12 protein-coding genes and 2 tRNA genes are annotated in these 14,463 nt (G+C 32.9%); 7 read left to right on the top strand and 7 right to left on the bottom strand.

All coding sequences use genetic code 11. From position 1 onward, the window contains the following. Positions 1-3: 3 nt before the first annotated feature. The 4 genes from can to A9G35_RS07965 form a co-directional block, all read right to left on the bottom strand. Positions 4-663, bottom strand: coding sequence for a carbonate dehydratase (gene can / locus A9G35_RS07980; protein ID WP_065561563.1), 660 nt, complete (start codon positions 661-663; stop codon positions 4-6). Positions 664-709: 46 nt separating this feature from the next. Then, positions 710-1,762 carry an FAD-binding protein gene (locus A9G35_RS07975; RefSeq protein WP_065636409.1) on the bottom strand — a complete coding sequence of 351 codons (1,053 nt, stop codon included), beginning with the start codon at positions 1,760-1,762 and terminating at the stop codon, positions 710-712. Positions 1,763-2,357: 595 nt separating this feature from the next. Next, positions 2,358-2,434, bottom strand: a tRNA-Pro gene (locus A9G35_RS07970). 22 nt (positions 2,435-2,456) lie between these two features. Next, positions 2,457-2,532, bottom strand: a tRNA-His gene (locus A9G35_RS07965). Positions 2,533-3,017: 485 nt separating this feature from the next. Between A9G35_RS07965 and A9G35_RS07960 the strand changes: the two genes are divergently transcribed. Together A9G35_RS07960 and A9G35_RS07955 are read left to right on the top strand one after the other, a co-directional pair. After that, on the top strand, positions 3,018-3,698 hold the full coding sequence (locus A9G35_RS07960) for a response regulator transcription factor (RefSeq protein ID WP_065636452.1): 681 nt from the start codon (positions 3,018-3,020) through the stop codon (positions 3,696-3,698). An 18-nt stretch (positions 3,699-3,716) separates the two neighbouring features. Beyond that, positions 3,717-5,012: an ATP-binding protein gene (locus tag A9G35_RS07955; RefSeq protein WP_065636408.1), complete on the top strand. Its 1,296-nt coding sequence runs from the start codon at positions 3,717-3,719 to the stop codon at positions 5,010-5,012. A 6-nt stretch (positions 5,013-5,018) separates the two neighbouring features. On the opposite strand, the gene A9G35_RS07950 is transcribed toward A9G35_RS07955, so the two are convergent. Continuing rightward, a complete protein-coding gene (locus A9G35_RS07950; protein ID WP_176701409.1) occupies positions 5,019-5,690 on the bottom strand; it encodes a M15 family metallopeptidase in 672 nt (223 codons plus the stop codon). A 252-nt stretch (positions 5,691-5,942) separates the two neighbouring features. Here A9G35_RS07950 and A9G35_RS07945 point away from each other — a divergent pair, with 252 nt between their 5' ends. The 3 genes from A9G35_RS07945 to A9G35_RS07935 all read left to right on the top strand — a co-directional run bounded on the left by A9G35_RS07945 (position 5,943) and on the right by A9G35_RS07935 (position 8,342). Continuing rightward, positions 5,943-7,061 (top strand): bifunctional tRNA (adenosine(37)-C2)-methyltransferase TrmG/ribosomal RNA large subunit methyltransferase RlmN, encoded by a 1,119-nt coding sequence (locus A9G35_RS07945; protein ID WP_218057233.1) that lies wholly within the window; start codon positions 5,943-5,945, stop codon positions 7,059-7,061. A 27-nt stretch (positions 7,062-7,088) separates the two neighbouring features. Further along, a complete protein-coding gene (locus tag A9G35_RS07940) occupies positions 7,089-7,703 on the top strand; it encodes a tetratricopeptide repeat protein (protein WP_065636405.1) in 615 nt (204 codons plus the stop codon). Positions 7,704-7,766: 63 nt separating this feature from the next. Beyond that, positions 7,767-8,342: a manganese efflux pump MntP gene (locus A9G35_RS07935; protein WP_065636404.1), complete on the top strand. Its 576-nt coding sequence runs from the start codon at positions 7,767-7,769 to the stop codon at positions 8,340-8,342. A gap of 182 nt (positions 8,343-8,524) precedes the next feature. Here A9G35_RS07935 and A9G35_RS07930 read toward each other — a convergent pair whose 3' ends face one another. Together A9G35_RS07930 and A9G35_RS07925 are read right to left on the bottom strand one after the other, a co-directional pair. Beyond that, positions 8,525-10,654, bottom strand: a complete 2,130-nt coding sequence (locus A9G35_RS07930; protein ID WP_065636403.1) for an AAA family ATPase — start codon at positions 10,652-10,654, stop codon at positions 8,525-8,527. A 14-nt stretch (positions 10,655-10,668) separates the two neighbouring features. Continuing rightward, positions 10,669-12,303, bottom strand: a complete 1,635-nt coding sequence (locus A9G35_RS07925; protein WP_065636402.1) for a hypothetical protein — start codon at positions 12,301-12,303, stop codon at positions 10,669-10,671. A gap of 380 nt (positions 12,304-12,683) precedes the next feature. Here A9G35_RS07925 and A9G35_RS07920 point away from each other — a divergent pair, with 380 nt between their 5' ends. Both A9G35_RS07920 and A9G35_RS07915 read left to right on the top strand, forming a co-directional pair. Next, positions 12,684-13,295 carry an integrase core domain-containing protein gene (locus A9G35_RS07920; RefSeq protein WP_065636401.1) on the top strand — a complete coding sequence of 204 codons (612 nt, stop codon included), beginning with the start codon at positions 12,684-12,686 and terminating at the stop codon, positions 13,293-13,295. Between the two features lie 65 nt (positions 13,296-13,360). Continuing rightward, on the top strand, positions 13,361-14,431 hold the full coding sequence (locus tag A9G35_RS07915) for a hypothetical protein (RefSeq protein WP_065636400.1): 1,071 nt from the start codon (positions 13,361-13,363) through the stop codon (positions 14,429-14,431). Positions 14,432-14,463: the final 32 nt, after the last annotated feature.

Raw genomic sequence — 14,463 nt, 5'->3', positions numbered from 1 at the left:
TAACTACTGGGATTTATGTAAATTTAGAAGATAAGAAATAGCTTCTCGGTAGTTAATTTCAAGATTTTCGCTACTTGATGAAGTGATATGCAAATCAGTAATTTTGCCATTATGAATTCCATAAACCCAACCATGTAAATTAACTTTTTGACCTCGTTGCCATGCAGATTGAATAATTGTAGAGTGTCCAAGATTGTATACTTGTTCAATTACATTAAGTTCACATAAAACATCCAAACGGATATCGGGAGGAAATTCCCCTAGAAGTGAGCTGTTTCGAAACCAAAGATCACGAATATGCAGTAACCAGTTATTAATTAGCCCTAAATCAGGATTTTCAACCGCATCACGAATTCCACCACAACCTAAATGACCACAAACAATGATATCTTCAATTTTAAGTACATCCACTGCATATTGAACGACAGATAAACAGTTTAAATCAGTGTGTATTACAAGATTACCGACATTACGATGCACAAATAACTCACCTGGCTTTAACTTAATGAGTTTTTCTGCTGACACACGACTGTCTGAACAGCCGATCCATAAAAATTTAGGATTTTGTTCAACTGCAAGTTGTTTAAAAAATTCAGGATCTTCTTGCTCTATTTTTTCTGACCATTCGTGGTTAAAACGGATCAGATCGTTTACATCAAACATAATTAATATTTCCCAATATATTTCATTATTATTTTTTTATTTTAAGTTATTCAATATGCTGAATCTTACTTTTCATTATTAATTTACGCCACAAAGGAGTTGTTAATAGTTTGGCTTTAACAATTTTACTATAAAGTTTGAAGCGTAATGGTATTGTACGTTGATAATAACATTTATTAGGTTTTGGATGGCCACTATTTAATATTTTACTTAAAATTTCAGCGCTATCTAAAGCATAGCTAATACCTTCTAACGAACTTGCACTAATAAAACCAGCTGCTTCACCAATTAAAAAAATATTTTCATTACCAGTATAAAAATCACGTAGCCGATTTGGATAGACCACTAAACATTTTTCTGTTTTGAGAGGTTTACCAAAAATAAACCCTTGTTTAGTTAAATTTTCTTTTAATTGTTCAAAATTTTGATTCGCTACCTTTTTAGGGAAAGCACCGCCAAAGATAAAATAACCATTTTTTGAAATACTCCACGAGTAGCAATTTGTTAATTCATTGTCGAATATACAAGAATTAAATGGCGTTGGATGTTGCTCTTTAAACCATTGTTGTATCGCTACATATTGTCTTATCGTATGTTGAGGATATCGCATTCGTCTAACCAGAGAATTGGCACCGTCAGCACCGACCACATATTGAGCAGTGGCGTTGTGTTCATTTTTATTTTCATCAAGATAAGTGATCTGATAACCATCAATAATGCGTCTTACTTCTTTACAGAGTGTATTATGAAGGACGGTTACATTTGATGGTATTAGTGATTTTAGCCACAGATCAAATTTGTGCCTATCAAAACTCACATAACTTCGCTGATAGTTGCGAATAAGTTTGGTTTGTAAGTCATAAGTTCTGACATTAAAAATTTGAGGATCAGTTAAAATATCAGCCGGTAAGTTTATATTTTGCCTAGCAAAGGCTTTTTGTGCATCATCTGCTAATAGTCCCCCACAAGGTTTATGAAATCCGCCATTTCCCGTTTTATGTTTTGTATCTAATGCAATGACTTTGAAAGAAGAGCTAAGTAAACGAGCTAGTGTACTGCCAGCAGGGCCAAGACCTATGATTGCAATATCGTAATCCATGTTATTGTATTGTTGATTTATTACTTTAAAAAAGTGTTCTATGTTAGCAAATTATATCAAGTGTGGCTATTAGAGATGTCAGCTTACCTATGAATACCAATTTGTAAAGATAATTTATGAATGTATGAGTAACAAAACAACGAGTTGTTTTATATTTATGATTAAAATAATCGCCTAAAAACTCACAAGCTATTTATTTGAAATCAAATTATGATGTCTAATCGTATACAATAGTTAATAAGTTTTTATTATCTACCTTTCCATCGATTATGCCACATATTCATTAAAATAAGCACCACTTTTTATTATGTTTATATCATGATAGTCATTTTATTCTCTTTTTAGATGAAGTTCAGTAAATCGCTACCAAATTTTGATAAAATAAAACGGCATAGATTCCTGAATAATTTTTACAAACATCTTAGGTAAAAACAAAACTATTTTAGATAAAATACGTTATAAATTTTAAGAAGATTTTTTAATTAGGAAATGTAAATAACTGGATTCCTATACATTAAGGCTATTAACGATGAACCAATTACTTAAGAGATAATAAAAAAGCCCACTCAACTGAATAGGCTTCTTTATTAAAAATTGGTCGGCGAGAGAGGATTCGAACCTCCGACCCACTGGTCCCAAACCAGTTGCGCTACCAAGCTGCGCTACTCGCCGTTAGATTTACTGCTATATAAAATGGGGTGGCTAATGGGATTCGAACCCACGACAACTGGAATCACAATCCAGGGCTCTACCAACTGAGCTATAGCCACCACAGAAGCAGGACAAAATATTACGCATAAAAAATGATATTGTCCAGCATAATTTTAAAAAAAAGACCGATTGATTACATAAAAAGCGTTAAAGGTATAAAATTTGATAATTTAAAATATACTAAATTATGATCAGATTTTATCAATGAGCTTTTATACGACTTGTTGTTTTCTTTTTTGCCTCCATATTAATAATGCTAAATGGTAAAACTATTTTTCAAATAATAAAGATTTTGTTTTAGTTTTTTGTTCAAGATTGGATAGTGTTTTTTGTAAAGCAAACTGATAATAGTATTTCTTTTTCAGATCATGTTGAAAATATAGAGTAAAGCATGAAATTAACCTCAACTTCCTTACATAGTTAAATAGTAAATTAAACAATCAGCAATAGTATAAAATATGTAATATTTTAGTAAAACTACCTGACTTTTTTTTATTATTGCAATAATGTAAAGACCTAAAATTAGATTATGGTGGCGATTATGATAAATATTTTATTAATTGATGATGATGTTGAATTATCACAAATGCTTAGCGAATATTTGACTAATGAAGGTTTTAATATCAAAAGCGTTTATTTGGGTAAAGATGGCATTAATGAAGCATTATCAGGAAAATATCGTGCTGCAATTTTAGATGTAATGTTACCTGATATTAATGGAATTGATGTTCTTAAAAGTATACGTCAACAATGTAATATGCCTGTTATTATGCTAACAGCTAAAGGCGATAATATCGATCGCGTTTTAGGTTTAGAATTAGGTGCTGACGATTATATCCCTAAACCATGTTATCCTCGTGAATTATTAGCAAGATTACGTGCAGTTCTTCGTCGATTTGATGAACGTTCAGTGGAAACCGTTGATGATAAAAAATACCATTTTAACGGTTTAACATTAGATCTGCCACAGCGATTATCCACTTGGAATGGACAAGTTATTGACTTAACATCAACTGAGTTTAATTTGTTAGTATTACTTGTAAAACATAGCGAACGCGTGGTAACAAAAGAAGAATTATCCGAAATAGGACTTGGCCGAGCACGAGAGCTTTACGATCGTAGTGTTGATGTGCATATTAGCAATATTCGTCAAAAACTATACCAAGTTGCACAAAATGATGTAACGATAGAAACAATTAGAGCTGTTGGCTACCGTATTCGTTAATGACTTAATAGGCTTGATATGAATCGTCGATTATTTTGGAAAATACTCATTATATTTGGGATTATTTTTTATCTTACTTTCCAATTAACTTGGATTGCGTTTTCTATTTATGTAGGAAATAAAAATCAAAGATTCCTTAATCATATGCCGACAAAAGTTGATATGATTGCTCAGTTATTACATGTGGCAGGCGAAGATGAAACACTTAATTTTGTAGCGCATTTACCTGAACGAGAAAGATCTTTATTATCAATAAAATTAGTTTCTCCTGTTAATGAGCAAGTCAATATTTTGAACGATGAATTAGAAACCCCAACATATGCTTACCAGCGTATGGCAGCAGCACCTGACGGAACACTTTATTCTGTTTCATTTAAAGAAGATAAGGAAGATCACGATACAAAAGCGTTATTTAATATGCCAATGACAATTGTATTACTTGGGATATGTGTTGGCCTTGTTTTTAGCCTTTTTTTAGCTTGGAACTTAACCAGACCAATGAGACTATTAAGACAAGGTTTTTTTAGAGTATCTCAAGGTGATCTTTCTGTTAGATTGTTCAATAAATTAAAACCTCGCCGCGATGAATTAAGTGAACTTGGTAAAGATTTTGATATGATGGTTGAACAGCTAAATATTTTGCTCTCTGATCGTCAATCTCTTCTTCATGACGTTTCTCATGAACTTAGAACTCCACTAGCCCGTTTGCAGTTAGCAATTGGGCTTGCTCAACAAAATAAGCAAAATATTGATACGGCTTTAGCTAGAATTGAATTAGAATCAGAACGATTAGATCAGCTAATTGGTGAGATTCTAAATTATTCTCGTGCAGAAATGAATAATCGTACCGATGAGTATTTTGATTTAAAAGACTTAATTAGCGTGGTGATTAATGATGCTAACTATGAAGCTAATCATCAGTTAATTGATGTACATTTTAATCTATCACCAATCACGCATTCTATTGTTAAAGGGAATTCAGAGCAAATTCGGCGTGCAGTTGAAAACATTATTCGTAATGCCATTCGTTTTTCAATATCTGGACAAGCTGTAGAGGTTTCGTTAAAAGAAACTGGTAAATATTTACAAATTGAAGTTAAAGATCGTGGTCCTGGTGTTGAAGAGAGTAAATTATCCAGTATCTTTGAACCATTTGTCCGTATTCAGTCTCCTCAATTAGGCAAAGGTTACGGACTAGGACTTGCGATAGCAAGAAAGACCGTTATTATGCATAACGGTACTATTGAAGCAACTAATCGTGATGGTGGAGGGCTTATTGTAACAATATGTTTACCTTATTGGAGAAAACTTTAATAAGAGTTAGTAACAGTCACTATTAACAGTTAATACATACTCTTTAACTAAGCTTTCTAGTTTAATTTTATCGTGACCAGCGAACGTTAATGTTTTCATTATAGCATTTGGATCACTTTCTAATATGGCTTTATATTGTGCAATATATTGGCTAGCAATAGGCTTGTATGACCAGTGCCATTCTTCAAGCTGGTACCCGCCTTTTCTACCACCATTAAATGCTTGGCAAAAACCATATTTTGGTAGATTCTCTTGAAGCCATTTATAAAGAATAATTCCTTTTTTATCATTCCTAAAATATTCCGAAGAAACGCTAGTAATGTCGACATCGCTACCCCAATGATGTCTTGATGTGCCAGGCATTGAGGAATATTTTAAAATTTCTTCGGCAATTTTTTGAGGATCATTTAATTTAGCCGATAATGCATCCCATTTTCGTTGCCAAATTCCATTTTGATAAGTGTAATTACGTGTTGCACTTACCACTATAAAAGGAATATTTGGATGAGTACTTCTAAAGTCTTTAAAAGCCTTTATTAACTGCTCAGTTGCTTCTTTTTGTAGGTACATTCCTTTTTTATTAACAAGTAATTCAGTCGAGTCTAATGCAACAAAATCACTGTCCTTTTTTTCATCAAATTGTCCAATTAGTTTATTTAATGGAATTGTTTGCGCCATAGTAAAACTCGAATAAAAAAGCAATGTTACTGTCTGAATTAAAATAAAAAATATATTTAATTTTATTGGTTTTCTTTTCATCTTAAATATTATATTGATTCTTTAATAGCAAGATATGGTAAAAACCAGTATAATCTTTTTCCTAAAAATTGAAATAGCCATAATGTGTAAAAACGAGGCCTTATGTCAACACTATGTACATCCAATATGTCTGCTTGTTCAGACTTTCCAAACACAACGAACCTAATAACAATGAATTCAAGTAACGAAAAAATAAATTTACTCAATTTTACACGCAAACAATTAAGAGAATTTTTTATTTCACTAGGCGAAAAACCATTTAGAGCCGATCAAGTGATGAAATGGATTTATCACTTTGGAATAGATGATTTCGATCAAATGACTGATATCAACAAAAAATTACGAGAACAATTAAAAACTTTAGCAGAAATTAAAGCTCCCCAAATTGCTATAGAACAACGTTCATCTGACGGTACAATAAAATGGGCACTTGATGTCGGCAATAACCAGATGATCGAGTCTGTTTATATACCAGAGCGAGATCGGGCAACGCTGTGTGTTTCGTCACAAGTAGGTTGTGCATTAGAGTGTAAATTTTGCTCAACAGCACAGCAAGGATTTAATCGGAATTTAACGGTTTCTGAAATTATTGGCCAAATATGGCGTGCATCAAATGCGATTGGTGTAACGGGTAAACTAGCTGATAGACCTATTACCAATGTAGTTATGATGGGAATGGGCGAACCATTACTTAATTTGTCTAATGTTGCTCCCGCTATGGAAATTATGTTAGATGATTTTGGCTATGGTTTATCTAAAAGACGAGTAACACTTTCTACATCTGGTGTTGTTCCTGCTTTGGATAAATTGGCAGGTATGATTGATGTTGCATTAGCTATCTCACTTCATGCGCCAAATGATAAGATTCGTAGTGAAATTATGCCAATAAATCAAAAATATAATATGGCAATGTTACGTGATTCTATTTTACGTTATCTGTCTACTTCAAATGCAAATCATGGTAAGGTAACGATTGAATATGTACTACTTAATCAAATTAACGATGGCGTTGAGCATGCGCACGAGCTGGCAAAATTTCTTAAAGATGTACCTAGTAAAATTAATTTAATTCCTTGGAATCCATTCCCTGGAGCAGCGTATGCTCGCTGCTCTAATACACGCATTGACCGTTTTATGAAAACACTGATGGCATACGGTTTTACGGTAATTGTTCGTAAGACACGTGGTGATGATATTGATGCAGCATGTGGACAATTGGCTGGCGAGGTTGTTGACCGTACCAAAAGAACACTTTATAAAAAACAAAATCTAGTTCAGCAAACAATATAAAGATAACTCTTTATAAAGGAAGAATAGATGCAAAAATCGTTAATTATATCTAGCTGTTTTTTGATGGTAATACTATCGGGCTGTCAAATGAAAAACAGCAATGAGTTTGATCCAGAAAAGGCAGCTTTAGCTAGAATGCGACTTGGATTAGGTTATCTTGCTAAAGCTAATGGATCAGCAGAAAATATCAAAGCAGCACATTATAACCTGAAATTAGCGGCACAATATTCCCCAAATAACCCTCAAGTTATGTTAGCTATGGCAATGTTTGATCAACATGTTGGTGAATATAACGAAGCCGAAATAATTTACAAACGTATTACGCAAATGCAACCAGGTAATGGATTATATCATGTGCATTATGGTTCTTTTTTATGTGGTCGGGATCGTTATCAAGAAGCAAAACAGCAATTTCAGCAAAGCCTTGATTTAGATCGCCACCGTTGGAAAGCCGATGCTTATGAGCAATATGGCTATTGTGCTATCCAAAATAAAGATAAAAAAACAGCTGACTTAATGTTTAACCTACTTTTTCAATATGATGCAAACCGTCGAGATAGCGTCAAACAAACAGCTGAACTATATCAAAGTAAAGGCGATATTAAAGTCGCAAATTATTTATTTTCAGTAACAAAACAATAAATCATAACGAATTATTATTTAATAATAATTAAATTAATATAATGTAAAGCAAGAGTATATGTCATGAGTTTTTGGGCTATTTTGTTGTTAGCACTGGCTATGTCAACCGATGCCTTTGCTGTCGCTGTATGTCGTGGAGTTACGCTTAAATCAACCCGATTTTTAGGGGCACTCAAAGTCGGTATTTTATTTGGTGTTGTCGAAGCTATTACGCCATTACTGGGTTGGTTAATTGGCTATATTGCATTGCAATATATCCAACAATGGGACCATTGGGTTGTTTTTGCTGTCATGTTATTTTTGGGTATTAACATGATTTACAGTAGTTTTAAAAATTCTGATGAAGATTGCCAAGATGATAAAGGAGCCTCATCAAAAAAATCTTCTTTAATATTAATTTTTACAGCAATATCAACCAGTATTGATGCATTTGCTGTTGGGATTGGACTGGCATTAGCAAGCGTCAATATCTTTTTTGCTGCAACAATGATTGGGATAGCAACCTGTTTAATGGTTACTATTGGGCTATTGCTAGGCAATAAATTGGGATGTTTAATTGGAAAGCGAGCAGAATTTTTAGGTGGCTTGGTACTTATTCTGATTGGTGTAATTACACTTTATCAACACCTATCCAATTAACCTTTTCTGACTTTCATCTAGCATAATACCCCTTGATTTTTTAAAGGGGGGAATTATCATAATAATATACTCTAACTTTGAGATACCCAACGGGTAACATTGGAACCAATTTTGGTAATTTTCCATAAACCGTTACCGCCTAAAGGTAACAGTTTATGAAAAGCACTTCTATTTGCCCCTTTTTAAATTTTACAAAATGTCATATCAAAACTATGTGTATCTTGATTATAAACTGCTTTGAATGTGCCTTTATCATGAGGATTTTGTAAAATATGATTTACGATAAATGGTCTAATATTTGTTTTAATATAACCAGGTAATCCTCTGGCACCACGAATTAAATCATAATGGTCATGACAAAATGCACTTATACAAGAATCAGATATCTCTACAGAGAAACCACGTGGTTGATATGCTCGATTCAGTTTATCAATTTCACGCCAAATAATCCGTTCAATAACGTCCATCGGAAGACGTTTGAAATGGAGAATATTTTCTCTCCCATTAAAACGATTAAGCAGCTCAGAACGATAAGTATTATTGAGTTCATTTGTCGCCAATTCGCATGCAGCTTCATTTGAAAGGTTCGGATCTAAATAGTAAGGTTGTCCAATATTTGAAGTCATAATAATCATAATATCTGAAAAATCGACTGTTCGACCAACATTATCGGTTAACCTACCATCTGATAAAATCTGTAAGAAGATATTAAATACATCAGGATGTGCCTTTTCTATCTCATCAAATAGATAGATACCAACGGGTTTTGCTCTAACTGAGTTAGTTAATATGCCACCAGCTTCAAATCCTTCATATCCTGGTGGTGCACCAATCAATTTAGCGACAGCGTGTTTTTCCATGTATTCAGACATATCAAAACGAACTAATGACTTTTCATCACCATAGACATACTTCGCTAATGCTTTAGCCATTTCTGTTTTACCCACCCCTGACGGACCTAAAAATAAGTAGGACATCGCAGGGCCTGGTTCTTCTAGTGCATCGACTTTAGCAACTTTTACTGAATTGGCAACATGTTTAACAATACTATCTTGACCAAAGATTCGTGATAATAAATTTGCTTCCAAATTAATCAAATTTTCAACTTCATTTTCATCAAGTTTATTTGCAGGAATTCCCGAAACTTTACTAAATTCCGTAATCACCTCTTGACGATTAAGCCTCAAATCTTTATTGGCTAGCATCACCAATTTTTGATGTTGGTTGTTATTCTGAGCAATTTCTGTATCAATTTGTCTAATCTTTTCTTTTAATTTAGCCACTGCAGGGGTATCAAATCCACCAGCAGTAAATTGAGCAAATGTTTTTATAGTATTTGGCTGTGCATTATTGTTATTATCCTCTTCTTCTTGCAGTTGAGTGATTTCATCTTGCAATTGGAAACGTAATGTTTCAGCATCACGTTGATATTGATAAGTTTTATTAATTTCCGACTTTAATTCTTGCCAATCTTTTTGCCATTGCTCAAGTTGTTGTTGCAAATCTTGCCGTTCCGATTCATTCGTACTTTTTGCAACCTTATCCATTAATTCAACAATTTTAGGATGCTGTTTATGCGTAAGCTGCCGGTAACTAGCTAGTGCACGATCAAGTAATGAAATTGCTCTTTGAGGTTGTGCTCCCCCCAAACCTAAACTATCACGATATTTACTGGTTAAGTTAATAGCTTCATCAATGGCATCTTCATTAATTTGAATTTTATGATGCTCAGAAAGGTCTTTTGCCACCACTGAGACAATCGCTTTCAAATCATCTCCCACCGGTTCTTTAACATCGTAAAGAGTATAAAGTTCTGGCATTTTAGTACTGGCTTTTAATACACTACTGAGCTTATCATCTCGCACTTCCAAAATAACTTGAAAATTATTTGATCTATCGGAGTTATTTAACGCGTTGATAAAATGAGCATTACCTGTATTATGTGCTCCCTCTAAAAAATTAGCCGTATCGGTAATAATTAGCACAGATTCAGGCGTTTGCCTTAACTTTTTTAAGATACTTTGAAACTCATTATTAATTTTAGCGCTGTCACCACTGGAAAATAGTGCATCACAATTCAACCAAAATAGTTTTTTTACAATCAAATCAAATGGCGTATCAGGGCTACTTTTAATAGCTTGTAAACCAAGGGTAAGCATTGAAACTCCTACCCCAGCAGGTCCTGTTAATAAAAGTGAGTTTGATGATTTTCGAATAAGAATAGACGATATTCGTTCTAAATCATGCTCCCTACCAACTAAAGTAAAATTAGGATACTGCGCTAAATATTCACGCCCTCTAACTAATAACATTATGTATTCCTTTATTACAGTTTAAAAGGGGACGTTGTGCCACTAGTGTTTTCGTTTTTGGTTTCAGATTTTTCTGATAAAACATCACCTGTCACCGCAATAAATTCACGCGTATCATTTTGAACGTCTTTAGACATTTTTTCAATTTCATCTAAATTCGCACGCATTGTTTCTAGTGCTGAGCGAGTAATTTCTGTCGCCTCTCTTTGGGTATCGCCAAATTCTGCTAAGTTTTGTAACATAGCTTCTAAATCATTATTAATTTCATCACGGCCTGTTGCAATTCGAATTGCTTCATTTTTTGCAATATCGTTTGTGACTCGTGTCATTTCGGCTAAAGTATTACTTGCCATTGATTGCGCTTCATTAATTGCAGCAGAATTAACCGCTGTTACCACAACACTAAGTTGAGAGGCTACAGATGCAATACCTCGTGAATGCATTGCTCTTGCACTTTCAACTTGTTTTTTGGTCGCTGCTTGCATATTGCGAATTTTGATGGCTTCAGTTGTTAATTCACCATAAGTTTGCATGGTATCAACTGTTGCAGTTGACACTGTATCAATATGTTCATCTAAATTACGTCTTGCTTCATCAAGCTTCATTGACTCTAATAGATTATCGCCAACATCTTTATTTTCAAGCTCCTCTCTACGTTCCCGATGTACTTTTTCAACTTTTTTAGTAGCTTCATTCATAATGGCATAAATTTGTATCATATTGCCATTATTGTCACTAAGCCCTTCAATTTGTTTAACCATTTTTTCCAGATGATTACGAATCGCACCAAAACGTTCTTTACCTTGATTAACAAATTTTAATGCGGATTCAACCATATCGGCTTGACGCAATGTATGCTGTTCTGAAGTTAAATTCAGTAACTCTTTTAATTTTTCAACATCCATTGATTCGGTACGTTGCTCGTGACGAGTTGTAATTTCTATCTGAATATCATTTAATTCTTTATGCTTATTTTGTATTTGCTCACTTAGCTTGGTTATTTTTTCTTCATTAATATCAATTTTTTCTTTTGATGCAGCTTTAATTTGTCCAAGACCAAAGAATTTTTTATCCTGCTGCAATAACACTATTTCTTTTTGTAAATCAGATATTTGTTTTTCTATATTGGTAATTTCACCCTGCACATTGATTTTTTGCACCGCCTTTTCTTCATCCCACTCTTGATCGGCTTTGATTTGAGCTAAAGCATTACGAGTTTCACCATTTTGGCGTAAGTTATACAAGGCATCGGTAAGTTCGGTAAGAGGTTTAATTTTTTCAATAAAGTCATTAAGATCATTATTAAAATCCGCATAAACTCTTTGTAACTCAGCAAATACTTCGGTATCGGTCATTTCGATACGTTGCTTAGACATCTCTTCTGAGATAGATTGCAAATATTCTTTAAAGGTATCAAATTCTTGAATTTTAGCTCGATCAGCCTCTTTATTATCAGTAAATTCTAAAATATGAGTGACTTCTTCTACTTTTTGTTCAAGTGAAAGGCTATCTGAAAAAATAACTTTAAAAAAAGTATTATCTTTAATGTTATCTAGAGGGCTTTCTGTTTTAGTTGTTTTTTGTCGTTGTCTAGCCGTGTAATCATTTTGTTCTATACTAGCCACTTTTTTTCTTGAAGATACACTCATTATTTCTTTCCTTATTATTTCTATCTTTACTTATTACTTATCTATTTTTTTTTAACACTATTTTCAATAAAAGGGATAAAGTTTGTAAAACTAATTTACTCTTACCACAAGATAAGTTACGTTTTTTTATCATTTTATTATCTATTTAATATTTTATTTTGACAAGTAAAAACAGCAATTAATACTAGAAAATAACAAATAAATACAAAATAAAAGAAAGGAGTTTATAAAAAAACCACTCGCATAACGAGTGGTCAGATTGATGACAAACCTCGATATAATTCGGGGTTTATTTTTTTATTTAAACCATAAAAAAATGCAATGATCTCCACTTAATCTGGCATTTGAGTTATTTTATAACACAAAAAAGAGAGTCAGAAATGAATCAAACCGCCAAAATCATTAAACCTAAATTAGGACTTTTAGAATTAGCTAAGCAACTCGGTAACGTTCAACAAGCTTGCAAAATCATGGGATACAGTCGAGATAGCTATTATCGCTTTAAAAAATTGTATGAGCAAGAGGGTGAGCTTGCGTTTCAAGAAATCAGTTGTAAAAAGCCTATCTTTGACAGCGAAGAAGTACCACTTTTACGCATTCTTACCGACCGAGGTACGGAATATAATGGTCATAAGGAGAGCCATACTTACGAACTTTATCTTAATCTAGAAGATATTGAACACACCAAGACCAAAGCCTACAACCCACAAACTAACGGTATTTGTGAGCGATTCCATAAGACGATGAAAACAGAATGTTATGATATTTTATTTCGACGTAAGATTTACACGCAATTGAGTGAAATACAAAACGATATTGAGCAATGGCTTGAGTTTTACAATCGAGAAAGAGCACACTCTGGAAAATATTGTTATGGGAAGACATCATGGCAAACATGGAATGATGCAAAGGGGTTGGTTAAGGAAAAGCAGTTGGAGAATTTATTTTGCTCATCGGACACGCAATTTGTTAAAATGAAAGTCGATGAGTAATACGCACATGTCAGATTAAGTTTGAGCTAATACACTTGAAATAAAAATACTGTTTGGTGAAAAGAATGTTTAAAAAAAGCATTATATTAATAATATGCATAACAATTTGTAATATCTGCTATGCGGAGCTACCTTGCTTAAATAAGACAGAGATTAAAAATTATTCTTTTAATATCCACTCTAAACCTTATCATTTTACTACTTATCGCTGTGATGATGAGAATGGTGAATTTTTAAAACCTACTATATTAGAAGTTAAATCGGATGATATGGATTACCAATTTAAAAATTTAATTGGATTGTTTGAGGAAGTTGATATTAAATTTGTCAATTGGATGAATAAACCCACTTTTTTTTACTCTGGTACAAGGACTCATAATACTGAAGCTTATATTCCAATAACTATCCGAGATAGTAATTTAACTGCTGATTGTGTATATGTCAGAAGGCGGTTAATAAACTTGATGAAGACACAATATTCATATTGTATAAAAAGACAAACATTAAATAGTGGTGATAGTTTATATAAATTTTTGATCTCTTTTTCGCCTGAATCAATAAATTCTTATGCCTATTTTCCCCATACTGATGAAAGTCTATCGTATAAAGATTTTGATGTGCTTGTTGCCAAAATGGGAGATATTAATTTTTATCAACGTTACCAATCCATCGAAGATTATGATTTAGATAAATATACAGTAATAATGGCCAATAAAGATAAGCAATATCATTTCAACAATGTTGAAGTGTTTCAAAGAATGGTGAGCTCAAATAGTCTCCAGTTCCCATATATGATTGGTTTAGATATTCTTGATTCTAGTGGTCATTTCACCTTTTATGATATGAAAAAACTTTCAGCACTGTTGGATAAATCAACAAAAAAACGAGATATTCATTCTTATATTCAATTAGCAAAAGTCCAACTTTATGAACAACCCGATTTTCAGTACCCAACTGATAACTATTTAAAAAGAAATAATTTTGTCAAAATTCTTGATATAGAGAGGGACGAAAATAAAATAGGAGAAATTGAAGATAAAAATAAGGAACTTTTGTGGTTTAAAGTCAGCTATCATAGTAAAAAGAATGGTGAAATAATCAACTGGATACCATGGAATTCGTTTAGAGACTGGTAAAAATAATAAAAATTATCACTAAAAAATGGCTA

The organism is Gilliamella sp. Choc5-1, assembly GCF_001690595.1.
Lineage (GTDB): Bacteria > Pseudomonadota > Gammaproteobacteria > Enterobacterales > Orbaceae > Gilliamella > Gilliamella apicola_M.
This window is presented reverse-complemented; position numbering and strand designations above follow the sequence as displayed.

Bases quoted from the DNA above. Each gene is read 5' to 3' on its own strand.
- can (WP_065561563.1), bottom strand. From the start codon at position 663: ATGTTTGATGTAAACGATCTGATCCGTTTTAACCACGAATGGTCAGAA.
- A9G35_RS07975 (WP_065636409.1), bottom strand. From the start codon at position 1,762: ATGGATTACGATATTGCAATCATAGGTCTTGGCCCTGCTGGCAGTACA.
- A9G35_RS07955 (WP_065636408.1), top strand. From the start codon at position 3,717: ATGAATCGTCGATTATTTTGGAAAATACTCATTATATTTGGGATTATT.
- A9G35_RS07950 (WP_176701409.1), bottom strand. From the start codon at position 5,690: ATGGCGCAAACAATTCCATTAAATAAACTAATTGGACAATTTGATGAA.
- A9G35_RS07945 (WP_218057233.1), top strand. From the start codon at position 5,943: ATGAATTCAAGTAACGAAAAAATAAATTTACTCAATTTTACACGCAAA.
- A9G35_RS07940 (WP_065636405.1), top strand. From the start codon at position 7,089: ATGCAAAAATCGTTAATTATATCTAGCTGTTTTTTGATGGTAATACTA.
- A9G35_RS07935 (WP_065636404.1), top strand. From the start codon at position 7,767: ATGAGTTTTTGGGCTATTTTGTTGTTAGCACTGGCTATGTCAACCGAT.
- A9G35_RS07930 (WP_065636403.1), bottom strand. From the start codon at position 10,654: ATGTTATTAGTTAGAGGGCGTGAATATTTAGCGCAGTATCCTAATTTT.
- A9G35_RS07925 (WP_065636402.1), bottom strand. From the start codon at position 12,303: ATGAGTGTATCTTCAAGAAAAAAAGTGGCTAGTATAGAACAAAATGAT.
- A9G35_RS07920 (WP_065636401.1), top strand. From the start codon at position 12,684: ATGAATCAAACCGCCAAAATCATTAAACCTAAATTAGGACTTTTAGAA.
- A9G35_RS07915 (WP_065636400.1), top strand. From the start codon at position 13,361: ATGTTTAAAAAAAGCATTATATTAATAATATGCATAACAATTTGTAAT.